At 62.1% G+C, this 26781-nt stretch carries 23 protein-coding genes and 1 tRNA gene; 10 read left to right on the forward strand and 14 right to left on the reverse strand.

What is annotated here, in order from left to right; genetic code table 11:
* Nucleotides 1-5: 5 nt before the first annotated feature.
* Nucleotides 6-1193, forward strand: a complete 1188-nt coding sequence (locus ACOSV0_RS04535; protein ID WP_434109018.1) for an HlyD family efflux transporter periplasmic adaptor subunit — start codon at nt 6-8, stop codon at nt 1191-1193.
* On the opposite strand, the gene ACOSV0_RS04540 is transcribed toward ACOSV0_RS04535, so the two are convergent.
* The 6 genes from ACOSV0_RS04540 to ACOSV0_RS04565 all read right to left on the reverse strand — a co-directional run bounded on the left by ACOSV0_RS04540 (nt 1190) and on the right by ACOSV0_RS04565 (nt 6924).
* Entirely contained in the window at nt 1190-2080 is an 891-nt protein-coding gene (locus ACOSV0_RS04540) for an ABC transporter substrate-binding protein (protein WP_434109019.1), read from the reverse strand. The two genes, ACOSV0_RS04535 and ACOSV0_RS04540, sit on opposite strands and share 4 nt — an antisense overlap.
* The gene (locus ACOSV0_RS04545; protein ID WP_434110161.1) at nt 2073-2828 is read right to left on the reverse strand and encodes an ABC transporter permease; all 756 of its coding nucleotides are present in this window, start codon (nt 2826-2828) and stop codon (nt 2073-2075) included. Before ACOSV0_RS04545 ends, ACOSV0_RS04540 begins: the two co-directional genes overlap by 8 nt.
* Before the next feature lie 94 nt (nt 2829-2922).
* Nucleotides 2923-3756, reverse strand: a complete 834-nt coding sequence (locus ACOSV0_RS04550) for an ABC transporter ATP-binding protein (RefSeq protein ID WP_434109020.1) — start codon at nt 3754-3756, stop codon at nt 2923-2925.
* On the reverse strand, nt 3753-4847 hold the full coding sequence (locus ACOSV0_RS04555) for an ABC transporter substrate-binding protein (protein ID WP_434109022.1): 1095 nt from the start codon (nt 4845-4847) through the stop codon (nt 3753-3755). The genes ACOSV0_RS04550 and ACOSV0_RS04555 overlap by 4 nt, the downstream gene beginning before the upstream one ends.
* A gap of 210 nt (nt 4848-5057) precedes the next feature.
* Entirely contained in the window at nt 5058-6326 is a 1269-nt protein-coding gene (dcm, locus tag ACOSV0_RS04560) for a DNA (cytosine-5-)-methyltransferase (protein ID WP_434109023.1), read from the reverse strand.
* A 271-nt stretch (nt 6327-6597) separates the two neighbouring features.
* A complete protein-coding gene (locus ACOSV0_RS04565) occupies nt 6598-6924 on the reverse strand; it encodes a hypothetical protein (protein WP_434109024.1) in 327 nt (108 codons plus the stop codon).
* Nucleotides 6925-7101: 177 nt separating this feature from the next.
* Here ACOSV0_RS04565 and ACOSV0_RS04570 point away from each other — a divergent pair, with 177 nt between their 5' ends.
* From ACOSV0_RS04570 to ACOSV0_RS04580, 3 genes are all read left to right on the forward strand, one after another.
* Nucleotides 7102-7293, forward strand: a complete 192-nt coding sequence (locus tag ACOSV0_RS04570; protein WP_434110163.1) for a CsbD family protein — start codon at nt 7102-7104, stop codon at nt 7291-7293.
* 289 nt (nt 7294-7582) lie between these two features.
* On the forward strand, nt 7583-7804 hold the full coding sequence (locus ACOSV0_RS04575) for a hypothetical protein (protein WP_434109025.1): 222 nt from the start codon (nt 7583-7585) through the stop codon (nt 7802-7804).
* Between the two features lie 286 nt (nt 7805-8090).
* Complete coding sequence (locus ACOSV0_RS04580; protein WP_434109026.1) at nt 8091-8798, forward strand: glutathione binding-like protein; 708 nt, start codon at nt 8091-8093, stop codon at nt 8796-8798.
* Between the two features lie 49 nt (nt 8799-8847).
* Here the strand turns inward: ACOSV0_RS04580 and ACOSV0_RS04585 are convergent, their stop codons facing one another.
* Both ACOSV0_RS04585 and ACOSV0_RS04590 read right to left on the reverse strand, forming a co-directional pair.
* Nucleotides 8848-9057 carry a hypothetical protein gene (locus ACOSV0_RS04585; RefSeq protein WP_054035045.1) on the reverse strand — a complete coding sequence of 70 codons (210 nt, stop codon included), beginning with the start codon at nt 9055-9057 and terminating at the stop codon, nt 8848-8850.
* 247 nt (nt 9058-9304) lie between these two features.
* A tRNA-Arg gene (locus ACOSV0_RS04590) sits at nt 9305-9379 on the reverse strand.
* A gap of 456 nt (nt 9380-9835) precedes the next feature.
* Here ACOSV0_RS04590 and ACOSV0_RS04595 point away from each other — a divergent pair.
* Nucleotides 9836-10777 carry a substrate-binding domain-containing protein gene (locus ACOSV0_RS04595; protein ID WP_434109028.1) on the forward strand — a complete coding sequence of 314 codons (942 nt, stop codon included), beginning with the start codon at nt 9836-9838 and terminating at the stop codon, nt 10775-10777.
* A 158-nt stretch (nt 10778-10935) separates the two neighbouring features.
* Here ACOSV0_RS04595 and ACOSV0_RS04600 read toward each other — a convergent pair whose 3' ends face one another.
* Entirely contained in the window at nt 10936-11127 is a 192-nt protein-coding gene (locus tag ACOSV0_RS04600; RefSeq protein WP_434109030.1) for a rubredoxin, read from the reverse strand.
* 324 nt (nt 11128-11451) lie between these two features.
* Between ACOSV0_RS04600 and ACOSV0_RS04605 the strand changes: the two genes are divergently transcribed.
* The 5 genes from ACOSV0_RS04605 to ACOSV0_RS04625 all read left to right on the forward strand — a co-directional run bounded on the left by ACOSV0_RS04605 (nt 11452) and on the right by ACOSV0_RS04625 (nt 19628).
* The gene (locus ACOSV0_RS04605) at nt 11452-11853 is read left to right on the forward strand and encodes a DUF4399 domain-containing protein (protein WP_434109032.1); all 402 of its coding nucleotides are present in this window, start codon (nt 11452-11454) and stop codon (nt 11851-11853) included.
* A 239-nt stretch (nt 11854-12092) separates the two neighbouring features.
* On the forward strand, nt 12093-14024 hold the full coding sequence (locus ACOSV0_RS04610) for an ATP-binding cassette domain-containing protein (RefSeq protein ID WP_434109034.1): 1932 nt from the start codon (nt 12093-12095) through the stop codon (nt 14022-14024).
* Between the two features lie 460 nt (nt 14025-14484).
* On the forward strand, nt 14485-16470 hold the full coding sequence (locus ACOSV0_RS04615; protein ID WP_434109035.1) for a DNA topoisomerase IV subunit B: 1986 nt from the start codon (nt 14485-14487) through the stop codon (nt 16468-16470).
* A 63-nt stretch (nt 16471-16533) separates the two neighbouring features.
* Nucleotides 16534-18855 (forward strand): DNA topoisomerase IV subunit A, encoded by a 2322-nt coding sequence (gene parC, locus ACOSV0_RS04620; protein ID WP_434109036.1) that lies wholly within the window; start codon nt 16534-16536, stop codon nt 18853-18855.
* Nucleotides 18856-19169: 314 nt separating this feature from the next.
* Nucleotides 19170-19628, forward strand: a complete 459-nt coding sequence (locus ACOSV0_RS04625) for a CopD family protein (protein WP_434109037.1) — start codon at nt 19170-19172, stop codon at nt 19626-19628.
* Between the two features lie 91 nt (nt 19629-19719).
* Here the strand turns inward: ACOSV0_RS04625 and ACOSV0_RS04630 are convergent, their stop codons facing one another.
* The 5 genes from ACOSV0_RS04630 to ACOSV0_RS04650 all read right to left on the reverse strand — a co-directional run bounded on the left by ACOSV0_RS04630 (nt 19720) and on the right by ACOSV0_RS04650 (nt 26777).
* Nucleotides 19720-20928: a chromate transporter gene (locus ACOSV0_RS04630; RefSeq protein ID WP_434109038.1), complete on the reverse strand. Its 1209-nt coding sequence runs from the start codon at nt 20926-20928 to the stop codon at nt 19720-19722.
* Between the two features lie 219 nt (nt 20929-21147).
* Complete coding sequence (locus tag ACOSV0_RS04635; protein WP_434109040.1) at nt 21148-23502, reverse strand: bifunctional diguanylate cyclase/phosphodiesterase; 2355 nt, start codon at nt 23500-23502, stop codon at nt 21148-21150.
* A 469-nt stretch (nt 23503-23971) separates the two neighbouring features.
* Nucleotides 23972-24880 carry a PhzF family phenazine biosynthesis protein gene (locus ACOSV0_RS04640; protein ID WP_434109041.1) on the reverse strand — a complete coding sequence of 303 codons (909 nt, stop codon included), beginning with the start codon at nt 24878-24880 and terminating at the stop codon, nt 23972-23974.
* A 181-nt stretch (nt 24881-25061) separates the two neighbouring features.
* Nucleotides 25062-25526 (reverse strand): RidA family protein, encoded by a 465-nt coding sequence (locus ACOSV0_RS04645; protein ID WP_434109042.1) that lies wholly within the window; start codon nt 25524-25526, stop codon nt 25062-25064.
* A gap of 54 nt (nt 25527-25580) precedes the next feature.
* Nucleotides 25581-26777 (reverse strand): PLP-dependent aminotransferase family protein, encoded by a 1197-nt coding sequence (locus tag ACOSV0_RS04650; RefSeq protein ID WP_434109043.1) that lies wholly within the window; start codon nt 26775-26777, stop codon nt 25581-25583.
* Nucleotides 26778-26781 lie beyond the last annotated feature (4 nt).

Below are 26781 nucleotides of genomic sequence, written 5' to 3' on the forward strand. Positions count from 1 at the left end.
GTCGCATGAGTACAGAAAACCTGCTTGGCGAACGCGTGCCGGTTGTGCATCGCGACCCAGCGAAGATCTCCCGCCGCAACCGGCTGTTGGCGCTGCTGTTCGGTGCCGCGGCGGTCGCGGCCGTGGCGGTAGGGCTGAACTGGTTTATCTCCGGGCGTTTCATCGAGGAAACGGATAACGCGTATGTTGCCGGCAACGTTGTGCCGATCGCGGCGCAGGTGGCGGGCACCGCCCGGGAGGTGCTGGTGGGCAATACGCAGTACGTCAAGGCCGGACAACCGCTGGTGCGGCTCGACGACACCGAGGCGCGCATCGCGCTGGGGCAGGCGCAGGGCGAACTCATCCGTGCCGTGCGGCAGGCGCGCAGCGCCCAGTTTTCCAATGCGATGTACGAGGCCGCCGTCAAAGCCCGCGCAGCGGAACTCGGGCAGGCCGAACAGGCCTTGAAGGCGCGCTCGGACGCCGCGGTGCAGGTGGTCTCCGGCGAAGAGTACGGCCGCGCGCGAGCGTCGGTTGCGGTGGCGCAGGCCAATCTCGATGCTGCGCGCAGCCAGCTCGCGAGCGGACTGGCCGCGAGCGGCTCGAACCCTATCGAAGACGATCCCGGCGTGATGCAGGCGGTGCAGCAACTGAAGCTTGCTTACGAACGGGTCGCGCGTACGACGCTTGTTGCGCCGGTCGAGGGCGCCGTGGCCCAGCGCTCCGTGCAGATTGGACAGCCCGTTGCGCCCGGCACGCAGTTGATGACGGTCGTACCGGTCAGGCAATTATGGATCGAGGCAAACTTCAAGGAAGGACAGGTGCGCAACCTCCGCATCGGCCAGCCGGTTTCGGTGGTGTCCGATCTGTATGGATCGGGGATGGTATTTCACGGCCGGATCGGTGGACTGTCGCCGGGAACGGGTAGCGCGTTTTCGATGTTGCCGCCGCAAAACGCGGCCGGCAACTGGATCAAAACCGTGCAGCGCGTGCCGGTGGTGATTGCCCTGGACCCGACGGAACTGGCCACGCATCCGCTGCGTATTGGCTTGTCGATGAACGTGTCGGTCGACACGCATCAACGCGACGGAGCGCTCACCAGTACGGTCAATCCCGCAGGTGCGAGCGCCCCGTTTGTCTCCGGCGATGAAACGCAGCAAGCCGACGCGCTGGCGAGGAAACTTATTCAGGAAAGCCTGGTGTCTCGACACTAGTGGCAATACAAATCGTTGTCGGCGTTGAACATGTCGAACGCGAGCCGGGTCGCCTGATCCTGACGTACCGTCGACAACCAGCGCTGACGGCGCCAGTCGGCCACGGCAAGCTCGACAAACGTCGCACTCGCGACATCGCCGCCCCGCAATGCAATGAACGCGGGCGCGGGCGCAACTGTGCCCGGCAATTCGCGGTAGTAGGCCCAGTCCGGCTGTTTGAGCAAGGCACGAACGACGTACTCGTCGTCGACGAGCGCGGCGCATTCGCCGGCCTGAAAAGCGAGCAACGCGTCGAGCGGACGGTCGAAGCTCTGCACTGCCGCCTGCAGTCGATACGCGGCACGCGCGGCGAACGGGCTTTGCCGCGCTGCGCAGATCGTGCGGTTCTTCAAGTCGCTCCAGTCCTGCACGTTGCCGTGCCGCAAAACTAACGCCGCGCCGCGGCCGGACGAGTAAGCGCTCGGCGCGAAGGCGATCGATGCATCGGGAGCAAAGGCAAGTCCGGCGATGGCCACATCCGCTTTACCCGATTGCACAGCCGAACGCGCTTCCTGCGGCTCGGTGAGCAGCAGCTCGACGGGAAGTCCGACACGCCGGCCGAGATCCGCAGCCAGGGCCGCGGAGAAAGTCTCGGGTGCGCGCTTCGTGCGGTCGACCTTACCGACGGTCAGCGTCGGCATGGGCTGCGACGGGACCGCGACGATCAGCGTGCCGCGCGCGATGGCAGCGGCGAAAGGCCGTTCATCGCCGAAAAGACTGCGTAGTGCGCTACTTACCGGCGACCACAGCATCAGCCCTGACAGGACCAGCGCCGCGACGACCGCATACGACGTCCAGCGCGGCCGTCTGCCGCCCTCCAGCGCCGCCGTGTGCCCCGTCCTAGCCATTCTGTGTGAGACCCACGCGCCAGCGCAGCAGGCGCCGTTCCAGCAGCGAGAGACTCTTGTTGATCAGAAGACCGAACAGCGCCAGCAGCACGATGCCCGCGTACATGTCGGGAATCTGGAACGTTTCCTGCGAATTGAGCGTATAGAAGCCGAGTCCCGAGCGGGCGCCGATCATCTCCGCCGCGACGAGCGCCGTGATGCTGTACGCGCCCGCGAGCCGGACGCCTGTGAGTATTTCGGGCAGTGCGGCGGGCAATACCACCTTCGTGAAGATGAATCCCTGCGACGCCCCCATTGAACGCGCGCAGTCGATGAAGATCCGTTCGACCTGCTTGACACCCGAAATCGTATTGAGCAGCACGGGCCAGAAAGCCGCCCACACGATGATGGCGATCTTCGACGATTCACCGATTCCGAGGAAAAGCATAAACACCGGAAACAGCGCGAAAGCAGAGACCTGCCGAAGCAGTTGATAAAGCGGATCGACAATGCGTTCGGCGCGGCGAAACCAGCCGAGCGCGAAACCGGACACCACGCCGCCAACGACCGCCAGCAACAGACCGCTGATGGACCGTAGCGCACTCGCGCCCAGATGTTTCCACACTTCGCCGCTGTCGACGAGCCGGACGATAGCGAGCGCCACCTGCGACGGCGGGCTCAGATAAGCCGTGCTGACAACGCCAAGACGTGGCAACAGTTCCCATAGCGACACGAAGACGATGAGCGCAATGGAGCGCTCGAACGCCACGGAAAAGCGTACGCTGCGGCGCGCAACGCGCGGGCTTCGCGTCCTGGGGGCGAGCGGAACCGGAAGTTCCCGGACACTGTTCTGCTCTGACACGCTAAGCCTCCGCGTGTAATTCAACGGCGCGCGCAGGCGCCTGCTCACCATCCAGTTCCTGGCTCAGGCTCGCCCATGCGCGCTCCCGCAACGAGACGAAGTCTGCTGAATGACGAATCGAAGCATGACGCGGACGCGGCAGATCGATGTCGATGATCTCTTTCACGCGACCCGGCCCGCGCCCCATGATGGCGACGCGATCCGCAAGAAAAATTGCCTCGTCGATACTGTGCGTAACGAACACCACCGTCTTCGCGCTCTGATCCCAGATGCCAAGCAGTTCCTGCTGCAGCGATTCGCGCGTTTGCGCATCGAGTGCGCCGAAGGGTTCGTCCATCAACAGGATCTCGGGACCATACGCGAGCACGCGCGCGATCGCCACGCGCTGCCGCATGCCGCCCGAGAGTTGATGCGGATAGTGATCGGCGAAATCGAGCAGGCCGACGAGGCGCAGAAACCGCTCCGCCTCGCTGCGCCGTTGCGCGCCTTTCACGCCGCGAATCTCCAATCCGGTTTCGACGTTTTTGCGGACCGTGCGCCACGGAAACAGCGCATAACCTTGAAACACGACGCCGAGCTTCTGACGCGCGGCGCTAACAGGCTCGCCGTCCACGGTGATCTCGCCCGACGTTTGCGGCACCAGTCCGGCGAGAATGCTCAGGAAGGTCGACTTGCCGCAGCCGCTCGGACCGAGCACCGCGACGAACTCGCCATCGCGAACGCTCAGATCGAAGCCGTCGAGCACGGTATGGCTCGAATCCGTCGCCTCGTTTGCATACGTGAGCGAGAGGTTGCGCGCGACGATCCTGTCGCGTGAGCGGGTCACTTCGCTCATGACCGGTTCCCGTTCGCGGGCGTAGTCGCGCTCGCCTGAGACTGCTTCCCGGCGAACGGGTTGTACTCGTTCGTATAGACGTCCTTGACCGAAACCTTGCCCTTCGGAATCTTGCCGGCCTGTTCGAGAATGTCGATGTAGTACTGGATCGGCGGTTCAGTGACGACGAGGTCCTTCACATAGGCGTACCGTTCGACCAGCTTCACGTCGATGCCAAGCCGTTCCGCGGTGAGCTGACGCGCCTCGTCCGGATGCGCGTTGACCCAGTTGCCCGCTTTCGCTATCGCGGTGACAAAATCCTTCACGGCCTGGGGATGCGCCCGCGCAAACGCGCCATTCACGCTGTAAGGCGCCATGCCGCCCAGACCGCCGTCTTCATCCCAGTCGCTCCACAACTTGTGCAGTTGCGGATCGGCTTCGGCGGCGCCCGAGAAGGGCGGATGAATGATCGCGATATCGACGTTCTTCGTCACGAGCGCCTGCTGCGACTGATTGTCGGGCACGACGATCCAGTTCACCTTCGAGACGTCCACGCCGTGTTGCGACAGATACTTTTTCGTCACGAACTCGGCGCAGGCGCCGAAACTGTTGAATGCCACCGTCTTGCCTTCGAAGTCCTTCGGCGCGCGGATGCCGGAGTCCGTGCGGGCGAAGTATTTCATATGCGGTGCATCGCGCAGCGTCTCGCCACCAGCGGACACTACCTTGATATCCGCGCCGCTGGCGATTGCCGAAATGACCAGCGGCACCATACGCGTGCCGAAGTCGATTTCGCCCGTCCCGACGAGCGGAATGATCTGTGGCGCGGCAATCTTGCCCACGTATTTCGGGCGCGTGCTGGTGTTCTCGAAGTAACCGAGCTTGTCGGCCAGGTAGACGAGATCGAAGGCGGGGTTGTCCGGATACTTGAAGTACGTGATTTCCTGCTTTGCCGGCGTGTCGGCCGGGGCCGGCGCGGAAGTCACGGATGTCTGCGCGTGATCGTCCTGAGGCTTGCAACCGCCCTGAAGGATGAGTGCTGCAATCGCGCATGCCGCAACGAGCATTTTTCCGGCGAAGCGTGGCCGGCGATGTGAGGAGGACGCCTTCATGAGATCAGCCTGGGGAGCGCAGCATGGAATGGAAGCGGCAATCGGCATTTGCCGGTACCGTGCGCTGAAATTGTCGCGCGGCCGGTGCGACAATCAAACCAACAAAACGTGCTTAGGTTAGCTTGCTGCGTTCAAATGGCGTGGCCGGTTTTTCCGGTCACACGCCGTGGCGCGCGCTATTTCAGGCTCGCTGAAATAGCCGCTGAGCGACTAGCTCTTGAGGCGAACCGCCATTCCCCGTGCGAGCAGTTCCGTGACATGCGGGGTCATGATGCGGGCCACTTCCTGCATGACGGGAACCACCACGCTGTTGCCGAACTGGCGATACGCCTGGGTATCGCTCACGGGGATCACGAAGTCGTCCGGAAAACCCATGAGACGGGCGCACTCACGTGGCGTCAAACGGCGCGGCCGCCTGCCGTTGGTTTGGGAAACCAGAATTTCCGAACCGTCCTTATGGTAACGAGCGGATAGCGTGCGCGTGACACTATCCGGCGTCACTAACCCGAACCCGAACCCGTTGCCCGCGGCCCGATGCTTTTCGGCGTAGGCCTGCAGATACGCCCATAGGTTCGGCGTGAGGGTGTACCGGGCTTGCACCGCGCGGGACGCGTGGTCGAAGAAACGGTCGCCGTCATGCTCCAGCACCGGCTCGGTTCCGTCGGTCTTGTGCAGGATAGAAGCAAGGCGCGGCCCTTCGGCCGGGACATCCAGATCGTCGAACGTAAACTCGGTCTTCTCGCGGAAGCCCACAATCACGATTCGCTCGCGATGTTGCGGCGTAAAGTGCTGGCCGTCGATGACCTTGTAGTGGACGTCGTAGTGGAGTTCGTCGCGCAGCACGGCGAGGATGGTCCTGAAGGTATTGCCTTTATCGTGCGACAACAGGTTCTTTACGTTCTCGAGCAGGAACGCGGCCGGCCGCTTTGCAGCGATGATTCGTGCAACGTCGTAGAAGAGGGTGCCTTGTGTCGTGCATTCGAAGCCGTGCGGACGGCCAAGCGAATTTTTCTTGCTCACGCCTGCGATGCTGAAGGGCTGGCAGGGAAAGCCGGCGAGCAGCACGTCGTGTGATGGAACGGCATCGACTGCATAGGAAACGATGTCGCCGACGAACTGGTGGCCGTTGTCATCGTCGCGATAATTTTCCTGGTAGGACTTCTTCGAGAAGTCGTTCCATTCGCTCGTGAAGACGCACCGTCCGCCATGTGCTTCAAAGCCGCGGCGAATGCCCCCGATGCCGGCAAACAGATCGATGAAGCGGAACTGGGCGTCGCCGGGATTCGCGCCGGCCTTCGTCCGGCCGCTGCTATGCAGCAAATCGCGCAAGGCCGGTTCGAGCATCGACGGGCAGGGTGTTTCGCCTTTTTCCCAGCGGCGCACCGTCTTGATGTCCTTGCCGACATGCGCTGCAATTTCGCGTTGAGTGAAGCGGGCACGCGCCTGCTTGAGCAGGCCGAGCGGTGCGGCGAGGGTCACGGAGGTCCTTGCTGGGAATTTTTGCGGACATTATGACCTAAGGTCGTCCCTTTTTCCTATTTTTGCCGGCTGCGAGCAGAAAATTTCCAGTCATTCAAAGACCATTTCGCCTAAACGCGACTGTCACAGTTGGACGTGTAGGCTTGTGGCGTGACGCGAATTCCCCGCGTTGCGACGTGTTCAGGCCGCGACTTGGTTCGCGGCCTTTTTTTAAACGGGGAAGAATCGGACTGGCAGGCGCGAATGGCCGGCCATCAGGGCTTGCGGCGCGTCAGAGCGGGCGGCCGGCTGCCGTTGGCGAGAGCGGCGGGAACGGCGCAGCGGTTGCCGGGATCAACGGATTCCAGACGGACTGGGATTGGGCTTCGAACTGGTCGAGTTGCAGCAGGAGGCTGTCCACCGAACAGAGCTGCGCGTGGGACAGATTGCCGGTGTCGAGCAGTTGGCACAGACGCTTGCGCCAATAGGCGGCGGGCAGAATCGGTCCGCCGAGATCACCGTGTAAAGATGGCCGCATCACGCGCCTGATATGCGCGATGTCCTGATCGAACAGCGTCGCATGAGGTGAGCCCGTCAGCGTAATGAGTGTGCGTTCCATAGCCTCTCCTTGGCACCTTTACGGCAGGCAGCGGCGGGACTTTAGGGCTTTTTTGAAATATTTTTCATGCCGGTGTTCGTCGGGCGAAATGGGGTGGTGGCGGGTGCGGGTACACCCGTTGCTGAACAGGGTGACTGGCGTAATGTCGCGCCGGCATTCCAGATATCGGAGCCGAATATGAACAAGGACCAGGTGAAGGGCGTGGGCGAGCAGATCAAGGGCAAGGTCAACGAAGTCGTCGGTAAAGTCACCAACAACCCCGGTAAGGAGCTTAAAGGCGACCTTCAGCAAGGCGCCGGCAAAGTGCAAAAGGCTTATGGCGACGCTAAGGAAGACGCCAAGGACAAAGCAAAGCACAACGCGCCGTAATTTGACTCGCGGTGCTGTTTGAGAGGAAAAGGCGCTTCGGCGCCTTTTTCGTTTCTACGGGGTTGTGGTTGTAGTGTTTTCGTTCTTGCCGGGTGGTAGTTGCCGGATATCGCGCGCAAGGTTTTGGGTGTCGGATTCAAATATTGGGCGGCATCTGCCGGGCGACGGTTTGCGGGCTCCAGATGGCATGCCGATTTCGCCTGGGGCTAACCCGGGTTCGGCACGGGAGACGTTCCGCGCGCCGGGTGCCGCCTTTAGACTTGGCGCATCCAACAGCGAGGAGGCGCCCATGACACCCGAAAAAGTGCTTTCGATGTTCGAACGGCAGTACCTGGAGGGCAAAGCGCCCGTCGACCTCGAAACCACCTGTGCGAGTTTCGCCAGTTGGCTGGCGGTGGCGTGGGACCTGCTCGACGGCGAGCAGAAGACGCTGCTGCTGACAGTCGGCGCGGCTTTGTGGCGCGAAGGGTATAACCTGCGCGCCGGTACGGCGACCAAGGACCTGTGGTGAGCCTTGGTGCCTGAGGCGGTTGTGTGTGCCGGAACGATTGAGCGTTCGATCAGGTGATTGCGCGTTCGTTCAGGCGATTGTGCGGGCGGGACGAGCGTTGCATGACCTCGTCCGCGCTGGGATGTTTTGAGGCGGTTCCCCTTGGGGCGGGCTCGTACGCATTGTGCTGAGTCGGTTTATATTTGGCGGTCGCGTGGTCGGATCTCCCTTTCGGTCTTGTGGCCGATCGACGATTCCCGACTCCCAATTCCAGCCGCAGCTCTCGCACAAGGATTACACCATCACCATGACCGATCTCTCCGCCTTTCCGATCACGAAAAAATGGCCTGCCGAGCATCCGGACCGGATTCAGCTGTATTCGCTGCCGACACCCAATGGCGTGAAGGTGTCGATCATGCTCGAAGAGACCGGTTTGCCGTATGAGCCGCACCTCGTGCGCTTCGATACAAACGATCAGATGTCCGCGGAGTTTTTGTCGCTGAATCCGAACAACAAGATTCCGGCGATCATCGATCCGAACGGCCCGGGCGGTAAACCGCTGCCGCTGTTCGAATCCGGTGCGATTCTGATTTACCTGGCGGACAAGGCGGGCAAATTTATTCCACAGGATGCCGCCGGCCGTTATGAAGCGATTCAGTGGGTGATGTTCCAGATGGGCGGCATCGGCCCGATGTTCGGCCAGGTGGGCTTCTTCCACAAGTTCGCCGGCAAGGAATACGAAGATAAACGGCCGCGTGACCGTTACGTCGCCGAGTCGAAGCGGCTGCTCGGGGTGCTGGAACAGCAGCTCGAAGGACGCGACTGGATTCTGGGCGATGCATACTCGATCGCCGATATCGTGACCTTTCCGTGGGTGCGAAATCTGGTCGGTTTCTACGAAGCCGGGGACCTGGTCGGGATCGACGACTTTCCGAATGTGAAGCGGGTGCTGGCTGCGTTCGTTGCGCGTCCGGCGGTGGTGAGAGGGCTGGATATTCCGAAGCGGCCTGCGTGATGGGCTGAGCGCGGTTTGTGCTGCGATGGCTGCACTGTCCCGAGGTCGATCAAGGCAGTTCGGCCGGATTGCCACCCATTGCCCGGTAGAGGTCGCGCACGAACTCCTCGCTGATAACGTTCCACTCGGGTGAGGCATAGAGGACGTCTTCTGGATTCTTCTTGCCTTGTGCGTGGCGCAGGGTGCGCACGGTCAATTCGAGGGCCATCGCTTCTTCATATAGAGGGTGGCCAGGGCGGAGGCGGTCGTCGTTTTCCATGCCTGATTTTCGGCGTTGGCGGGGAATACTTTAGGTGGCGGTGGGTGATGTGGTTTTGTATGTCGCATGGATTTTGCGGATGCGATCAGGTGGGGCGGTTGGCATGACAGGCGGAGGGGGAGTTGGGTTTGGCTGTCTTGTATCCAGCCGCCCGTTGTAGTCTGCAAACGCGGGCAATGATGGCTGCAAAAAAGCCCCGCAAGGCAACGCCGGGCGGGGCTTTTTGAGGTGTCTGGATGCTGCTGGTTGGTCCCCCCGACAGGAATCGAACCTGTATCTAGCGCTTAGGAGGCACTTGTTCTATCCATTGAACTACGGGGAGATGGATAATTTCGGTGGGACGCCCCGAACCTTGCTGCTGTTGGTACCGACTTTATCCCGTGGGCGTTTCCGGCATTTCCGCTTCTTCCTAAATGAAGCGCCGCGCAAGCCTGTGAACCCCAGTTTATAGCAGCCTCTACTACACTTTTGCTACAAATCACCCTGTAGCACTGACAAGTGATCTCACACGGCTACAGTTTCAGAACGGGGTAGAACACGGCTTCAATCCTGCCAGCAGGCAGTCGCTAACGTGCCCAGGTACGCAAGCGAGGGCAGAGTATAGCAAAAACGTCCAAAACGAAATGCGTTGACACATCCATCGGGCGCCACTAATTTCCCAATGCTTGGGGCGAGTCATCCGGGAGACCCCACGATGACACGAGCTGAATCAATGGCGACCCCTTGAGCCGCGCTGCGTGCGAGCAGAACCCCATCTTCAGTACCACAGCAATACTCAATGCGCAGAGCACTTTTATTTCTTGTAATGGTTACTGCGTTGGCGGGAGCAGCCCACGCGGCGTCCGCCACACAGATCGGCGTGGTACTCGCTGGCACGAGCCTGAATTTCTGGGGGCCGATGAGTAAGGGCATGCACCGTGCCGCTGACGATCTCCATGTCGAACTGGTAATGCGCAGTCCTTCCGACGGATCGTCACTCGGCGCACAGCCCAATATCCAGTTGAAAATGATTGACTACATGTTGAAGAGCGGCGTAGCGGGAATCGTGTTGGCCCCCGAGCCACTGCAAGATGTAGCGACGCCGATCCCGATCGCGGTTCCCACGGTATTCGTCGACCGCAGCAGCACTGATTACAACGCGATTTCCACTGTCAGCACCGACAATTTCGCGGCGGGTAGAACGGCGGCCCTGAGTCTGGTGCACGTTCTGCACAAGGGCGCCAGAGTTGCAGTGCTGAGACTCGCGCCGAATATCAGTTCGACGACCGCGCGTGAAGAGGGTTTTTTGGCCGTCGCACGTGAAATGGAATGGACCGTGGTCATCGCACCCTATGTCGGGTACCAGTTTCGCGAGACCGAAGCACAGGTGCGCAAGGCCCTGTCCGGTGATGTAGGACGCCTCGACGCGGTCTTTGCTCCGAACGAGACGGTAGCCTATGGCGCCTTGCATGTCGTCGGAGAGATGCCCGTCAGTACGCGTCCTCGTCTGGTCGTGTTCGATTGGCGCCCGGAATTTCTGCATGCGCTTGAACGCGGCGTGATCTACGCGGATATTGTGCAGGACCCCTACCGTATGGGCTATCAGGCGGTCGAGACGCTGGTCGCCGCTCTGCAGGGCCATTCGCCTCGTCCAAAGATATTTGTCGACGTGGTGACGGTGACACGCGCAAACATGAATGAACCGGCGATACGCGCCGTGATAGCCAACTACAAGCGATAGCGCCGTGAATGAGCGACGATTTGCCCTGTTAGTCCATACCTTGCAAAGCCCGTCCCACAAAGCAAACGGCCCAGCAGGCATCACCCGCTGGGCCGCGCGAACCACCGGCGCACTACCGAATTACATCAGGCAGCGCACCCCGGCTCAGTCAAGCTCACTCAGAATTCCACCACCGCAAACTCCGGCTTGCCTACATCGCACAGCGGGCAGCGCCAGTCGTCCGGAATCGCGGCGAAGCGCGTGCCCGGGGCGATACCTTCTTCGGGAAGGCCTTCTTCTTCGTTGTAGATCCAGCCGCAAATCAGGCAGACCCAGCTCTTATATTCAATCAGTTCAATTACTTCGCTCACGACGTACTCTTCTTTGGTTCGGTGCATTGATCCGCCCAGTCTGCCCCTTTTTTGGGCATGGCGGCGACCCGCAATATTACCGGAAATTGTCTGTTGGACCGTTATTTACCCATGCGGCATCGCCGCAAAGCGTCTGAGACATGTCCGGGCCCGCGTGACGGATCTCGTCATACACACCGTGTATGCTCGGATCCGCAGCTAATCTTTTGGACAGGCGCGCCGAGCGTCTGGCATGCATTGCGACGATCCGCCTCAGCAAGCTGGCGCCGCGGTTGCCCTTGCATGTCCCCGCATGGCTCTCGTTTCCCAACAAGGAGAAAAAAGATGATTAAAAACAAATGGCTGGCCGGTACGGTGCTGGCCGGGTTGCTCGCCTTATCCGGCGCGGCACAGGCCGCTGGCGTGTCTTTCGTGCAGCCGGCGGACGGCGCGACCGTCACCAATCCGGTGCACGTGGTGTTCGGCGTCGACGGTATGAAGATCGCGCCGGCGGGCACGATGACGGAAGGCACGGGCCATCATCATCTGCTGATCGACGGCCAACCGCTGCCCAAGGGCGAAGTGATTCCCGCCACCGACAAATCGCTCCACTTCGGCAAGGGCCAGACCGAAACCGATCTGACGCTGCCTCCGGGCGACCATACGCTGACGCTGCAATTCGGCGACGGCGCGCATCGCTCGTATGGGCCGGAGATGAGCAAAACCATCACGGTGCACGTGAAGTAACCTGACGGGTGAGACGGCTGGAGGTGCGCGAGCGCCGTCCGGCCGCGTTTTTCCGTTTTTGTATCCTGGCTTGCGCCGGGATTGAACCCAGCCGGATCCGGTCCGCATCGGGCTTGCGTACGGTTCATCCCCATTTTGCAAGCCGGTCATTCGGCCTATCTCTTCCGGCATACAGGCACCCGCCCGCGCGCCCGGTACAATGAGCAGTTCCGACTCATCGCTGTCTTCTCCAATTCTCCATGTCGCTTTACACCATTACCGGGGCCCAACTGGCGTTCGGTCACGTCGCGTTGCTCGATCACGCGGATTTCTCTCTCGAAGCGGGCGAGCGCGTTGGGCTGATCGGCCGTAACGGCGCGGGCAAGTCGTCGCTGCTGAAAATCGTCGCCGATCTGGCCAAGCCCGACGACGGCCTCGTCACGCGTCAACAGGGCCTGACTTCGGTCTACGTGCCGCAGGAACCGGAGTTCGATACGGACGACACGGTGTTCGAAGCGGTCGCTGCCGGCCTGACCCACGCTCGCGAACTGCTGGATCAATACGACGCGGTCGCCAATCAGCTCGCCGACGAACCGGAGGGCGCAGAGCACGACGCGCTGATGTCGCGCATGAACACGCTGCAATCGGCGCTCGACCATTCGGACGCCTGGAACTGGAGCACGCGCGTAGCCACCACGCTGCAGCAGATCGGTCTGAATGGCGAGGCGCGGGTCGGTTCGCTGTCGGGCGGGATGCAAAAGCGCGTTGCGCTGGCGCGCGCGCTGGTCGTGCAGCCAGACGTGCTGCTGCTCGACGAGCCGACCAACCACCTCGACTTCGACGGTATCCGTTGGCTTGAGGAGTTGCTGGTCTCGTTGCGCGCGGGTCTGCTCTTCATTACCCACGACCGCGCGTTTCTCGACCGTGTCGCCACGCGTATCGTCGAACTGGATCGCGGGCGTCTGCTGTCGTATCCGGGCAATTTCAGCGCCTATCAGACCAGGAAGGCGCAGCAGCTCGAAGTCGAGCAGGTCGAAGCAGCCAAGTTCGACAAGCTGCTGGCGCAGGAAGAAGTGTGGATTCGTAAGGGCGTGGAAGCGCGCCGTACGCGCAGCGTCGGCCGGATCGCGCGGCTCGTGCAGATGCGCAATGAGCGCGCCGAGCGCCGCAACGTGCAAGGCAACGTGAAGCTCGACGTGGGTCAGGGCGAGAAGTCCGGCAAGATCGTCGCCGAACTGACCGACGTCACCAAGCGCTACGGTTCGCGCACGGTGGTGGACAACTTCACGGCCACGGTAATGCGCGGCGACAAGATCGGCTTCGTCGGTCCGAACGGTGCGGGCAAGACCACGCTGCTGAAGATGATCCTCGGCGAATTGCCGCCGGACGAAGGCACGGTGCGCGTCGGCACCAATCTGCAGGTCGCCTACTTCGACCAGATGCGCGCGCAGCTCGATCTGGACAAGAGCTTGGCCGACACGATCAGCCCGGGTAGCGAATGGGTCGAAGTCAACGGCCAGAAGAAGCACGTCATGAGCTATCTCGGCGACTTCCTGTTCGCGCCGGAACGTGCGCGGTCGCCCGTCAAGTCGCTGTCGGGCGGCGAGCGCAATCGCCTGCTGCTGGCGCGTCTGTTCGCGCGGCCGGCCAACGTGCTGGTGCTCGACGAACCGACCAACGACCTCGACATCCCGACGCTCGAACTGCTCGAAGAACTGCTCACCGAATACGACGGCACCGTGCTGCTGGTCAGCCACGATCGGGCGTTTCTGGATAACGTCGCGACTTCGGTGATCGCGTCGGAAGGCGGCGGCAAGTGGCGCGAATACGTCGGCGGCTTTACTGACTGGCAGATTCAGCGCGACCGCTCGCAACAGATGGCGCAGGACGCGCAGAAAGAAGCGGCTAAAGAAGTGGCGTCGAAAGACAGCGGCGCAAGCGGCGCGGGCCGCAATACGCAGCGCGCGGCCAAGCTGTCGTTCAAGGATCAGCGCGAACTCGAGGCGTTGCCGGCGAAAATTGCCGCACTCGAAGCCGAGCAGAAAACCATCGGCGCCCAACTCGAAGATGGTTCGGTGTTCGCGAAAGACGCTCAGGAAGGCACGCGTCTGACCGAGCGCTACGCCGCGATCGACGAGGAACTGCTGATTGCGCTGGAACGCTGGGACGAGCTGGAAAACAAGCGCAAGTAATGTGCGGGGACGGCGTGATCCGAGGTCGCGCCGAATTGATGCAGAGATTCATGCAGAGGACAGGCGCTGCGGCTGCGCAGCGGCGCCGTCGTAGTTTTTTCACGGTCCCGCAGCGGTCTTATCGCGGTCGCATAATTGGCCGAAGCGGTACGCCGCCCCTTATCCAAACGGCCAATCCCGCACCGCGTGAATTGCCGCCTGTATCGAAATCAGTAAAATACCCCGCGAACAGGCTTCCCCGGCGTTCGCACCGGCGGGCCGTTGCGGGCTGTAGAGTCCGCATCGAGCCGCCGTCGAGCACGCCCGTGAGAAGCCAGGCGATAAAACAGAGTGCCCGCACTGCGAGCACTCTACCTAACCCCGTTGTTTCGTTTCGCTTTTTTTGAAAACTCAACGCATTGTCCACGGACTTATGAACAGGACCTGTGGACAACGATGAACCGACGCACCCGAGTTAACCATGTCTACGAAAAAGCCAAACGCCGCGTATAGCGAAGCGTCGATCAAGGTGTTGAAGGGCCTGGAGCCGGTCAAGCAACGGCCCGGGATGTACACCCGCACCGAAAATCCGCTGCACATCATTCAGGAAGTTATCGACAACGCGTCGGACGAGGCCCTTGGCGGCTTCGGCCGGCAAATCACCGTCACGCTGCATGCCGACCATTCGGTCTCGGTCGAAGACGACGGCCGCGGCATTCCGTTCGGCCTGCATCCGGACGAAGGCGTGCCGGTCGTCGAAATCGTTTTCACGCGCCTGCACGCGGGCGGCAAGTTCGATAAAGCCGCCGGCGGCGCCTACACGTTCTCGGGCGGCCTGCACGGCGTCGGCGTGTCGGTCACCAACGCGCTGTCTACCCGCCTCGACGTCACCGTGTGGCGCGACGGCAAAATCGCCGATCTGAGTTTCGCCAACGGCGACGTCGCCAAACAACTCGAAGTCCGTCCCGCGGCCAAAGGCGACAAGAAGTCCGGCACGCGTGTCACCGCGTGGGCCAATCCGAAATACTTCGATTCGCCGAATCTGCCGCTCGGCGAACTGCAGCGTCTGCTGCGCTCGAAAGCGGTGCTGTTGCCGGGCGTCGAAGTTACGCTGGTCAACGAGAAAACCGGCGAAACGCAAACCTGGAAATACGAAGACGGTCTGCGCGGTTATCTGCTCGAAGGCATGAACGGCAGCGATCTGCTGATTCCGCTGTTCGAAGGCGAGCGTTATGTCGAAAACTCGCGCGCCAGCGAAGAGACGTTTGCTGAAGGCGAGGGCGCGTCGTGGGTCGTCGCGTGGAGCGAAGAAGGCACGCTCATGCGCGAGTCGTACGTCAACCTGATTCCGACGCCTGCGGGCGGCACGCACGAGTCCGGTTTGCGTGACGGTCTCTACCAGGCGGTGAAGAGCTTTGTCGAGTTGCACAACCTGCAGCCGAAGGGCGTGAAGCTGCTGGCGGAAGACGTGTTCGCACGCGTGTCGTTCGTGCTGTCGGCGAAGGTGCTCGATCCGCAATTCCAAGGGCAGATCAAGGAGCGCCTGAATAGCCGCGATGCGGTGAAGCTGGTGTCGTCGTTCTCGCGGCCGGCGTTGGAGCTGTGGCTGAACCAGCACGTCGAGCACGGCAAGAAACTCGCCGACCTCGTCATCAAACAGGCCCAGGCGCGCACCCGTGCCGGCCAGAAGGTCGAGAAGCGCAAGAGCTCGGGCGTGGCCGTTCTGCCGGGCAAGCTGACCGATTGCGAATCGACGGAAATCGGCCGCAACGAACTGTTCCTCGTCGAGGGCGATTCGGCGGGCGGCTCGGCGAAAATGGGCCGCGACAAGGAATACCAGGCGATCCTGCCGCTGCGCGGCAAGGTGCTGAACACGTGGGAAACCGAGCGCGACCGGCTGTTTGCCAATAACGAAGTGCACGATATCTCGGTGGCGATCGGCGTCGATCCGCACAACCCGGACGACAAGGTCGATCTGTCGAATCTGCGTTACGGCAAGATCTGCATTCTGTCGGACGCTGACGTCGACGGTTCGCACATTCAGGTTCTCCTGCTCACGCTGTTCTTCAAGCATTTCCCGCAGTTGATCGAGCGCGGGCATGTGTGCGTGGCGCGTCCGCCGCTGTTCCGGGTCGATGCGCCCGCGCGCGGCAAGAAGCCGGCGCAGAAGCTCTATGCACTTGATGAAGGCGAACTCGAAGCGATCCTCGACAAGCTGCGCAAAGACGGCGTACGCGATACGCAATGGTCCATCAGCCGCTTCAAAGGCCTCGGCGAAATGAGCGCGGAGCAGTTGTGGGACACCACGATGAACCCCGACACGCGGCGCCTGACGCCGGTGGCGCTCGGCGAACTCGACTACGACGCCACGGTGGCGCGTATGACGATGCTGATGGGCAAGGGCGAAGCGGCGTCGCGGCGCAACTGGCTGGAAGAAAAGGGCAACGAAGTGGAAGCGGATATCTGAGCGTTTTCTAAAGCGCTCATGGTTTGCACGAAACTTCACGCCAAACACGGATACGGAATCTAGATGGACGACGATAACACTCTCGACCTTTTCACCGAGCCGCCGCCCCCGGAAGGCGACTTCCTGACGCTCGGCAACTATGCGGAACGCCAGTACCTCGACTACGCGGTGAGCGTGGTCAAGGGGCGCGCGCTGCCAGACGTGTGCGATGGCCAGAAGCCGGTACAACGCCGCATCCTGTTCGCCATGAACGACATGGGCCTCGGCGACAACGCCAAGCCCGTCAAGTCGGCGCGCGTGGTCGGCGACGTGCTGGGTAAGTATCACCCGCACGGCGACCAGTCGGCGTACGACGCACTGGTGCGTCTCGCGCAAGACTTTTCGATGCGCTATCCGCTGATCGACGGCCAGGGCAACTTCGGTTCGCGCGACGGCGACGGCGCAGCGGCCATGCGCTACACCGAAGCGCGCCTGACGCCGATCGCGAAGCTGCTGCTCGACGAGATCGACCAGGGCACGGTCGACTTCATGAAGAACTACGACGGCGAGTTCGAGGAGCCGAGGCTGTTGCCCGCGCGCTTGCCGTTCGTGCTGCTGAACGGCGCGTCCGGCATTGCGGTGGGTCTCGCCACGGAAATCCCGTCGCACAATCTGCGCGAAGTCGCAGCGGCTGCGGTGGCGATGATCCGTAATCCGAAGATCGGGCACGCGGAGTTGATGCAGCACGTCATCGGGCCGGACTTCCCGGGCGGCGGCCAGATCATTTCGAGCGACGCCGAGATTTCCGCGGCCTATGAAAGCGGCCGTGGCAGCCTGAAAGTGCGCGCTCGCTGGAAGATCGAAGAGCTCGCGCGCGGTCAGTGGCAGCTCGTGATCACCGAACTGCCGCCGAACACGGCTGCGCAGAAGGTGCTCGAAGAAATCGAAGAGCAGACCAACCCGAAGATCAAGCTCGGCAAGAAGGCGCTCACGCCCGAACAGTTGCAGACCAAGCAGACCATGCTCGCGTTGCTCGACGCGGTGCGCGACGAATCGGGCCGCGACTCGCCGGTGCGTCTCGTGTTCGAGCCGAAGTCGAGCCGCATTGACCAGACTGATTTCGTCAACACGTTGCTCGCGCATACGAGCCTCGAATCGAACGCGTCGCTTAATATGGTGATGGTGGGCGGCGATGGCCGGCCGCGTCAGAAGGGCTTGAGCGAGATCATCCACGAGTGGATCGCGTTCCGCTTCGCGACGGTGACGCGCCGCACGCGTCATCGGTTGAGCAAGGTCGACGACCGGATTCATATTCTTGAAGGCCGGATGATCGTCTTTTTGAATATCGACGAAGTCATCCGCATCATTCGCGAATCGGATGAGCCGAAGGCCGCGCTGATGGCCGCATTCGGCTTGTCGGACCGGCAGACCGAAGACATTCTCGAAATCCGCTTGCGTCAGTTGGCGCGGCTCGAGAAGATCAAGATCGAGAAGGAACTGTCCGAACTGCGCGACGAGAAGGCCAAGCTCGAAGAACTGCTCGGCAGCGAATCGGCGATGAAGCGTCTGCTCATCAAGGAAATCGAAGGCGATGCGAAGCAATACGGCGACGAGCGCCGCACGCTGATCCAGCAGGAAAAGCGCGCTACGTTCGAAGCACGCGTGGTCGACGAGCCGGTGACCGTGGTGGTGTCGCAGAAGGGCTGGGTGCGCGCGCTGAAGGGCCACGGTCTGGATGTGGCCGGCTTCACGTTCAAGGCCGGCGACGGACTCTATGCGGCGTTCCAGTGCCGCACACCGGACACGCTGGTCGCGTGGGGCAGCAATGGCCGCGTTTATTCGGTGGCGGTGGCGATGCTGCCGGGTGGGCGAGGTGACGGTGTGCCGGTTACGTCGTTGATCGAGCTCGAATCGGGCAGCCACTTGATGCATTACTACGCGGCGTCCGCGGATCAGGCCTTGCTGCTTGCGTCGAGCAACGGCTTCGGCTTTGTCGCCAAGGTCGGCGACATGGTGAGCCGCGTGAAGGCCGGCAAGTCGTTCATGACGATCGACGCCGGCACCACGCCGCTCGCACCGATGCCGATGCTGCCGGATGCAACGCATATCGCGTGTCTGTCTTCGGGGGGCCGCCTGCTGGTGTTCGGTCTCGACGAGATGAAGACGCTTTCGGGCGGCGGCCGTGGCGTCACGCTGATGGCGCTCGACGACAACGAAACCCTGGTGCAGGCGCTGTCCATCAACAAGGCGGGCGTGGTGTTGATCGGCACGCGCCGCGGTGGCCGTGTCGACGAAGAGAAGCTGAGCGGGGCTACGCTCACGCCGCACGTCGGCAAGCGGGCGCGCAAGGGGCGTGCGCCTGAGAGCAAGATGAAGCTCGACGGCATGCGTCCGGTGGCGGCTTAAGAGCGCCACAAAGACGCCATAAAAACGCTATTGGAACGCAGCATAACGAAGCAGTCGGAAGTTGTCTGAAGCAGGAAAGCGTAGCAACACGGCGCGCGCGTCATTCGCAGATGAAGCGCGCGCCGTGCATCACAAAAAATTCGGGGTGCAACGCCGTCGCGATATCGGGCGCGCTGCAATAACAACTACAAAGAATGTTAAGACGCCGCCAAGCCATGGAACTGCGCGTATAGTGCGCGGTCGAATGCGCTCAATAGCCGCTGCTAATATCACTCGTAATAAGCGGTGTGGCGTCGTCGGGAGAGGAAAACAACATGAACAAAGCTATCGAACTCGCGCTGTTTCTACATCTGCTTGCGGTCGCTGTGTGGGTAGGTGGGATGATATTCGCGCATTTCTGTCTGCGGCCGGCCATTGCCGACCTTTCGCCGCAACTGCGCTTGCCCTTGTGGGAATCGGTGTTCGGACGTTTCTTCAATTGGGTCGCGGCTGCAGTGCTGGTGATTCTCCTGACCGGCGGTTTCCTGCTGATGCAATTCGGCGGCGGTCACGCCACGTGGCCCCTGCATGCCATGGCCGGCCTCGGCATTGTGATGATGCTGATCTTCGGGCACATTCGTTTCGCGGTGTTCCCGCGCATTCGCCGTGCTGTTCAGGCGCAGAAATGGCCGGACGGCGCGCAGGCAGTCGGCACGATCCGGCGTCTGGTGCTGATCAATATCGTACTTGGCGTGGTGACGGTCGGTGTAGCGGTGCTTTCGCGCGGGTTCTGACACCTGGTTTTACAGCGGGCCGTGAACGGCGGCTCTGAAGCGATGAAGCGCGTTTGAAGGTCCGGCCATCGAGCGCGGGCCACGATACCGCCTACGGCATGGCGCCGTAGGCGAGCCACAGCCCGCACACGATCGCCACCGTTCCGTACACCACATAGACCGGCGTCTTGAGCTTGGCGAAGCACATGCCGGAGAACAGCGCGGTCACCAGGTACACCGGTTTGAACGGCACATGCCCGGCAATGCGCAGTACGGCCACCGCGAGAAACGCCGTGGTGACTGCGCGCAAAATCCGCATGCCATGCTCGAAACGCGGATTGGCCTTCAACTGATGCAGATGCCGCTGCGCCAGCACCACCAGGCAACCCGACGGCACAAAAAGCGCGAGCGTGGCAATCAGCGCGCCGATCCAGCCATCCACCAGATAGCCGAAGAACGGCACCACATTCAACAGGGGGCCGGGCGACAAGGGGGATAGCGAAAACGCCAGGGTGAAGTCGTTATCCGATACACCGATCGCCGGCGTCACGAACAGCGTCTTGAGCACAGGTAACGCCGAGAAGCCACCGCCGAACAAAGTCATGCCCGCGCCGGCCAGTCGCGGCCACAGCAGTGCCAGTTCGTAACGATGCGGCAACGGCAGCGCGAACAACACCAGCAACACGCACAAGCCGCCTAGCAGTTGCCAGTCGCCGCGACCGAGCGACACGACGACGCGCGTATTGCGCACCGGACTGACCAGCCAGCCGGTGCCGAAAGCCGAGCCGAGCATCACGACATAGGCCGCGGGACTGCGTGCATAGAAGAGCGCGATGCAACCCAGCACCGCCGCGATCCATTCGAGCTTGCCGCGTACCAGCGCGCGCGTCTGTTTGTACCAGGTGATTGCGATCAGCGTAGCCAGCACGACGCTAAAGTGATTGAGTAAGGTTTGGGAAGCAGCGGCGCGCACGAGCGGCGTGCGATAGAAAATCGCGAACAGCGTCATCAGCGTGAAAAAGGGCAGCACGCTCGCGATGCCCGCCACCCACGCACCGGCGCGTCCGCGCAGCGCATGCCCGAGTTGCACGGCGACATTGCAGCCCACCGGTCCGGGCACCATCCAGGCAAGCGCGATCAGATCCGAAAATGCGACACGCGAAAGCCGCCCCTCGCGTTCTACGTAGTGGTTTTCAAGTTGCGCCATTAGCGCAAGGCCGCCCCACGATAGCGCCGACAGGCCGAATACGACCCGGAACAGCGTCCATAGCGGTTCTCGTTCGCCTCGTCTGGCGGCATTCTGGCTCGTGATCGTCTGCATGGCGCCGCGGGCCCCGGTACGCCGGCGGCCCGCCCTTTGGGATCATCGTTGTGTGGTGTTTGCGCGGCCGGTAGCCGGCATCGCGTTGTGACGCATTACAGCGTGAATGTAGCTGGTTTTGCTGTGCTGCGGTTGGATAAGCGAGAGGCGCCGCTTATACGCCTCGTGACTGTATGCGGCGCGCCTGGAACGCACAGGCGCGGCACCACCAGAGCGCGTTCAGCTATTGGTGCTGGACACGCTACTGGTGCTATCGGTTTCATGCACGGGGCGGTGACTCTTCATGCCGCATACGCCGAAGCGTTCGAGCAACGCCGGAATCGCGTCGACCGGCACGGGCCGCGAGAACAGGAAACCCTGCGCCTCGATATGACCGAGCGCGGCGAGCCACGCAATCTGCTCTTCGGTCTCCGTACCTTCGACCACGACCGTGAGTCCGAGCGAGCGCGCCAGATTGACAATCGCGGTGACCATCACGCAAACACTGCGGTCGCCGGGAATCGCCTGGACGAACGAACGGTCCACCTTCAGCGTGTCGACCGAGAAGCGGTTCAGATACGAGAGCGACGAATAGCCTGTGCCGAAGTCGTCGAGCGCGATACGCACGCCCAGGCGCTTCAACGCGAAGATCTTCTCCGAGACGAGTTCGGGGTATTCCATCATCGCCGTCTCGGTGATTTCGAGCTCGAGGCGGCGCGCGGAGATACCGCTTTCCTCGATCGCATGCGAGACGGTTTCGTACAGATCGCCGCGCCAGAACTGCACCGCGGAGATGTTTACCGCGAGCGAGAGCGTGTCGTAGCCCTGCTGCTGCCACAACGCCAACTGGCGGCACGCGGTCTCGATCACGAAGTCGCCGATCGGCACGATCAGACCGGTCGATTCGGCAACCGGAATGAATTCGTTCGCTGGAATCAGGCCGTGTTGCGGATGATTCCAGCGAACCAGCGCTTCGAAACCGGTGATGCAGCGGCGCGTCAGGTCGATCTTCGGCTGATAGGCGAGAAACAGCTGGCCTTCGGCAAGTGCGACGCGCAGTTGCTGTTCCCACTTCATCAGATGGTCCGCGCGGTGCGACAACTGCGGCGAATAGAACTGGTAGCAGTTCTTGCCCGCGTCTTTCGCGCTGTACATGGCGAGGTCGGCTTTCTTCAGCAGGTCGATCTCGCTCTCGTTGGCGACCGAGTAGAGCGCAATGCCGATGCTCGCATGCAGCACGAACGAGCTGCCGCGCACTTCGAAAGGCTTGGCGAACGCTTCGGCCGCCGCCTCGGCGAGTGTGACCGCGCGCTTCTCGACGTCGTCGCCCTTGATCACCACGACGAACTCGTCGCCGCCGATGCGGCTCAACGCGCCGCCGTCGCCGACCGCGGTGGCGAGACGCGAAGCCGTCATTTGCAGCACGATGTCGCCGGCGTTGTGGCCGAGCGTGTCGTTGACGGTCTTGAAGTTGTCGAGGTCGATGAAGAGAATCGCGAGTCGCCCGAGATTGGACGGCTGCGCCACGTCGTGCCGCAGTGTTTGCAGCGTCGCATAGCGATTGCGCAGGCCGGTCAGCAGATCGTATTCGACCAGATGTGTCATCTCGCGCTCGCGTCCGAGCAGCTTGCCGATCAATCCGGTGGCCACCGCGAAGAAGCTCAGCATCGCGAGCGAGATGAAGCCCGCCATCAGCAGATAAACGTTGCGCGTGTGGTTGTAGTCGGCGAATTCTTCGGCTTGCGACAGACCCACCAGCACGCCGAGCGGATAACCGTCGATATGCCGGTACGAGACGATGCGCGTGACGTTGTCGATCGAATCGACGTAAGTGCCTGACACATGTTCCGAAGTCGGATACGAGCCGCTCGCCGAGAACGAGCCGTTGGCGCTGTCGGCGCTGCCGGTGCGGCGCGCCAATACCGTGCCGTTGTCCGAGATCACCGCGATCACGCCTTCACGGCCAATGGCCGCGTTGTTGTAGAAGTCGCTGGTGAAATAGCTCGGATCTTCGGAGACCACCACGACGCCCGCGAACGAGCCATCGGGATGATTCAGACGCCGCGTCATCTGCAAGGTCCAGTGGCCGGAGATGCGGCCGAGCACCGGCTTGCTGATATACAACTGGTCGTCGTTTTCGTGTTCGTGGACCTTGAAGTGTTCGCGGTCCGATAGGTCGATGTGCTTGGGATTGAGTTCGGCCGTGTTCGCGATCAGCTTGCCGTGCTCGTCGATCAGCGACACCTGCACCAGCGTATCGCTTTGCACCACACCTTTTTCGACCGTGCTGGCGAGATCGAAACGATTCGGCGTTTTCTCGAATTCGTATTTGACGAAGCGGGTGATCTGGTCGACCTGGTGAATCGCCTTGACCGTATGCTGCTCCAGCGCCGCGGAGAGAATCGCAGCAGAGGCCATCGCCTCGCGATTCGTGGCTTCTTTCTCAACCGACAGACGCGCGAAGATCACGGTCCAAAGCAGGATCAGCACCAGCACGCCGAGCGCCGGAATGGCGAGCAAGGCGCGCCGGCGCGACACGGCAGGATCGCGACGGGGTTTGGCTTCGCGCTGGTCGGAGAAGCGGAACTGGCTCATCGGGCGGCCCGTTCCCTGGTGCCGTCCAGTTGCAACTGCGCGAGCATTGACTGCGCTAATTTCATGGGTGGCTGCATGGTGACCAAGGTGCCGGAACTGCTGCGCAGGGAGAGGGGGCGTGGCGTTGTGCCTGACCATCCGCAGGTCATCGGGTACGTTTCGATATTACTTAATGCCACTGGATTAAGGAAGCGTCCGCGCATCGGGTATACGTGGGCGCGACAGTCCGTCCTGACGGGCTGAATTCGCAGCCGGCGCGGCCAGCCATGGGGCCGCGGCCCGGCAGTCGTATTCGAGTAATTCATCGGGATCCGGAATTCAGGTGTGCCAGGCCTCATTTCATGCATGGCGCATTAATCGTGCAAGCGATGCGGCGTTTTGTGGTTAAGCGAGGCCGGAAGCGGCGAGACACTGGCGGCATTTCGCTGCCGGTCGGCGGTGGCTGGCCGGCAATCGGGAGCCGCGCCGTTCATGGCAGCCGGAACGTGCCGTCGACGATCGTCACCGATGGGCCGCCGATCCACGTCTTGCCGGCCGCGTCGTCGTAGTGCACCGAAACATCGCCGGCACGACCCAGCACAGTGCCTTGGCGGGCGGTGTAATGTGAGCCGGGGCGCAACTGCTGGGTGCTCAGGAGACCTGCGAGCGCGGCGTTCGCGCTGCCCGTTACCGGGTCTTCACCGACGCCGAAGCGGCCGCCCGCCATCAGGCAGCGCACCTCGAAGGTGGCCGGGCCGTCAGCGTCGTGCGGGCCGTAGACCGCCAGACCATGGGTGTCCATTAAATGCACGATGTCGGCGAGCGCAGCGGCATCGGGTTCGAGCGCGAGGCAGTCGCGCGCCGAATTGACGCGGACCACGAGCCATGGCGCACCGTTGTCGACCGCGCAGGGCGTTGCACTGAAATCGATCGCGTCACTGCGCAAAGCTGTAGCCAGCGCGGCGTACCGATCCTGGGAAAGTGCCGTGACGCGCGCGGGCGGCGCGGCGAAAGCCCATCCGCTATGCGCGTTGTGGGTCGATCCGGATTCAGTCAGCGCCTGCAATTCGACGAGACCCACGCCGCATTGTTGCAGAAGCTTACCGGCCTGCTTCGGTTGGTACCCGCTTTCGAGCAATGCATGTGCGGTGCCGAGTGTCGGATGACCGGCGAACGGCAATTCGCCATGCGTCGTGAAGATACGTACGCGATAGTCGGCGGCCGGGTCGGTCGGCTTCAGCAGAAAGGTTGTTTCGGACAGATTGGTCCAGTGTGCGATGGCCTGCATCTGATCCGCATCGAGTGCGTCGGCATCGAACACGACAGCAAGCGGATTGCCTTTGAACGGCACGGACGTGAACACGTCGACTTGTTTAAAACGAACAGTGTTGGCAGGCATCGGGCGAGGTCCGGCGAATCAGGCAGATGGGAGGGCTTCGCGGATTCTATCTGGTGGCAAAGGAACGTTCCACCTCGCCACAAATGCAAAACGCGCCGCGGGTGACCGACACCTCGCGACGCGTTCAGTACGCCTGGGACGACAGCTTCGGCGAACTGCCCGCCGAAGCTGTCGGCGTGCGTTATTCGACTTCGGCGATCATCTCGATTTCGACGCATGCGCCGAGCGGAATCTGCGCCACGCCGAACGCCGAGCGCGCATGCTTGCCGCGCTCGCCGAACACGTCGGCGATCAGTTCGGACGCGCCGTTGGTTACCAGATGTTGCTCGGTGAACTCGAGCGTCGAGTTGACGAGGCTCATCAGCTTGACGATACGCGTAACGCGGTTCAGGTCGCCCACATGCGCGTGCAGCGTGGCGAGCAGGTCGATCGCGATGGCGCGCGCGGCGACCTTGCCTTCTTCCGTGGTGAGCGTGGCGCCGAGCTTGCCGGCCCATACCTTACCGTCCTTCTTCGCGATGTGACCGGACAGGTACACCGTGTTGCCGCTTTGCGCGCTCATCACATAGGCGGCTGCGGGCGCGCCTGCGACCGGCAGTTCGATGCCCAGTTCCTTAAGCTTGTCATACACATTCGTTTGAGCCATGGTGTGTCCTTGGTCAGTAGTGGAATTCGGTGGCGCGGGCTGGGCCGGGATAGCTTAAACCTTCGCGCGGATCAGCGCCGCGAGACGCGACACGCCTTCGTCGATCCTGGCCGGCGGCACCGTGACGAACGACAGGCGCAGCGTGTTGTGCTGCGCTTCGTTCGCGAAGAACGGACCGCCCGGCACGAACGCGACATTCTGCGCGACGGCTTCCTCGAGCAGCTTCATGCTGTCGATCTGCGCGGGCAGATTCACCCACACGAACATGCCGCCTTCCGGACGATTCCAGCTGACGCCTTCCGGCATGTAGCGTTCGAGCGAGACCAGCATCGCCGCGCATTGATCGCGATACAGCTCGCGGATGGTCGGCACGTGCGTGTCGAGGAAACCGTCCTTGATCACTTCGTACACGATGCGTTGCGTGAAGCTCGGCGTGTGCAGATCGGTGGCCTGCTTGGCCTGCACGAGCTTGAAGATCAACTCTTCCGGCGCAATGATGTAGCCGACCCGCAGGCCCGGCGCCAGCACCTTCGAGAACGAGCCGAGATGGACGATGTGATCCGGCGCCATCGACAGCATGGTGGGTAGCGGTTCGCCCGCGTAGTCGAGCGCGCCGTAGGGATCGTCTTCGATCACCGGGAACGGCGCGGTCTTCGCAAACGCGGCCAGTGCGCGGCGGCGTTCGACCGGCAGGCGGCGGCCCGTCGGATTCTGGAAATTCGGTTGCGCATACAGGAGGCGTGCGCCGGCCGTCAGTTCAGGTGTAAGCGCTTCGGGAATCAGGCCGTGCTCGTCGGTCGGCACCTGCACGTAGCTCGGTTCGTACATCGAGAACGATTGCAGCGCGCCGAGGTAAGTCGGCGTTTCGACCAGCACGGGGCTGTCCGGGCACACCAGTACTTTGCCGAGCAGGTCGAGCGCTTGCTGCGAGCCGGTGGTGATCAATACCTGCGAAGGGCGAATTTGCGCGCCGTTCACCGAATAGCGTTGCGCGATCCATTCGCGCAGCGGCAGATAGCCTTCAGTTGCGCTGTATTGCAACGCCGCGGCGGGCGCGTCGCGCAGAATGCGGTCGGATGCTTCGCGCATGCGTTCGGCCGGGAAAGTGGCCGGCGAGGGCAGGCCGCCCGCGAACGAAATGACTTCGGGCCGTTCCGTGACCTTCAGGATCTCGCGAATCGCCGAGCTCGTGAGCTTGCGTGCGCGTTCGGACAGTTGCCACGTGGGGGCTTTCAAGTCGCTTTGGTCCATGGTC

Origin of the sequence: Paraburkholderia caffeinilytica, assembly GCF_051027425.1 — a bacterium.
In the GTDB taxonomy this organism is placed as follows: Bacteria; Pseudomonadota; Gammaproteobacteria; order Burkholderiales; family Burkholderiaceae; genus Paraburkholderia; species Paraburkholderia caffeinilytica_A.

What these genes read in the sequence shown, in the direction of transcription:
- ACOSV0_RS04535 (WP_434109018.1), top strand. Translation starts at nt 6, where the DNA reads ATGAGTACAGAAAACCTGCTTGGCGAACGCGTGCCGGTTGTGCATCGC.
- ACOSV0_RS04540 (WP_434109019.1), bottom strand. Translation starts at nt 2,080, where the DNA reads ATGGCTAGGACGGGGCACACGGCGGCGCTGGAGGGCGGCAGACGGCCG.
- ACOSV0_RS04550 (WP_434109020.1), bottom strand. Translation starts at nt 3,756, where the DNA reads ATGAGCGAAGTGACCCGCTCACGCGACAGGATCGTCGCGCGCAACCTC.
- ACOSV0_RS04555 (WP_434109022.1), bottom strand. Translation starts at nt 4,847, where the DNA reads ATGAAGGCGTCCTCCTCACATCGCCGGCCACGCTTCGCCGGAAAAATG.
- ACOSV0_RS04565 (WP_434109024.1), bottom strand. Translation starts at nt 6,924, where the DNA reads ATGGAACGCACACTCATTACGCTGACGGGCTCACCTCATGCGACGCTG.
- ACOSV0_RS04570 (WP_434110163.1), top strand. Translation starts at nt 7,102, where the DNA reads ATGAACAAGGACCAGGTGAAGGGCGTGGGCGAGCAGATCAAGGGCAAG.
- ACOSV0_RS04575 (WP_434109025.1), top strand. Translation starts at nt 7,583, where the DNA reads ATGACACCCGAAAAAGTGCTTTCGATGTTCGAACGGCAGTACCTGGAG.
- ACOSV0_RS04580 (WP_434109026.1), top strand. Translation starts at nt 8,091, where the DNA reads ATGACCGATCTCTCCGCCTTTCCGATCACGAAAAAATGGCCTGCCGAG.
- ACOSV0_RS04585 (WP_054035045.1), bottom strand. Translation starts at nt 9,057, where the DNA reads ATGGAAAACGACGACCGCCTCCGCCCTGGCCACCCTCTATATGAAGAA.
- ACOSV0_RS04595 (WP_434109028.1), top strand. Translation starts at nt 9,836, where the DNA reads ATGCGCAGAGCACTTTTATTTCTTGTAATGGTTACTGCGTTGGCGGGA.
- ACOSV0_RS04605 (WP_434109032.1), top strand. Translation starts at nt 11,452, where the DNA reads ATGATTAAAAACAAATGGCTGGCCGGTACGGTGCTGGCCGGGTTGCTC.
- ACOSV0_RS04610 (WP_434109034.1), top strand. Translation starts at nt 12,093, where the DNA reads ATGTCGCTTTACACCATTACCGGGGCCCAACTGGCGTTCGGTCACGTC.
- ACOSV0_RS04615 (WP_434109035.1), top strand. Translation starts at nt 14,485, where the DNA reads ATGTCTACGAAAAAGCCAAACGCCGCGTATAGCGAAGCGTCGATCAAG.
- parC (WP_434109036.1), top strand. Translation starts at nt 16,534, where the DNA reads ATGGACGACGATAACACTCTCGACCTTTTCACCGAGCCGCCGCCCCCG.
- ACOSV0_RS04625 (WP_434109037.1), top strand. Translation starts at nt 19,170, where the DNA reads ATGAACAAAGCTATCGAACTCGCGCTGTTTCTACATCTGCTTGCGGTC.
- ACOSV0_RS04630 (WP_434109038.1), bottom strand. Translation starts at nt 20,928, where the DNA reads ATGCAGACGATCACGAGCCAGAATGCCGCCAGACGAGGCGAACGAGAA.
- ACOSV0_RS04635 (WP_434109040.1), bottom strand. Translation starts at nt 23,502, where the DNA reads ATGAGCCAGTTCCGCTTCTCCGACCAGCGCGAAGCCAAACCCCGTCGC.
- ACOSV0_RS04640 (WP_434109041.1), bottom strand. Translation starts at nt 24,880, where the DNA reads ATGCCTGCCAACACTGTTCGTTTTAAACAAGTCGACGTGTTCACGTCC.
- ACOSV0_RS04645 (WP_434109042.1), bottom strand. Translation starts at nt 25,526, where the DNA reads ATGGCTCAAACGAATGTGTATGACAAGCTTAAGGAACTGGGCATCGAA.
- ACOSV0_RS04650 (WP_434109043.1), bottom strand. Translation starts at nt 26,777, where the DNA reads ATGGACCAAAGCGACTTGAAAGCCCCCACGTGGCAACTGTCCGAACGC.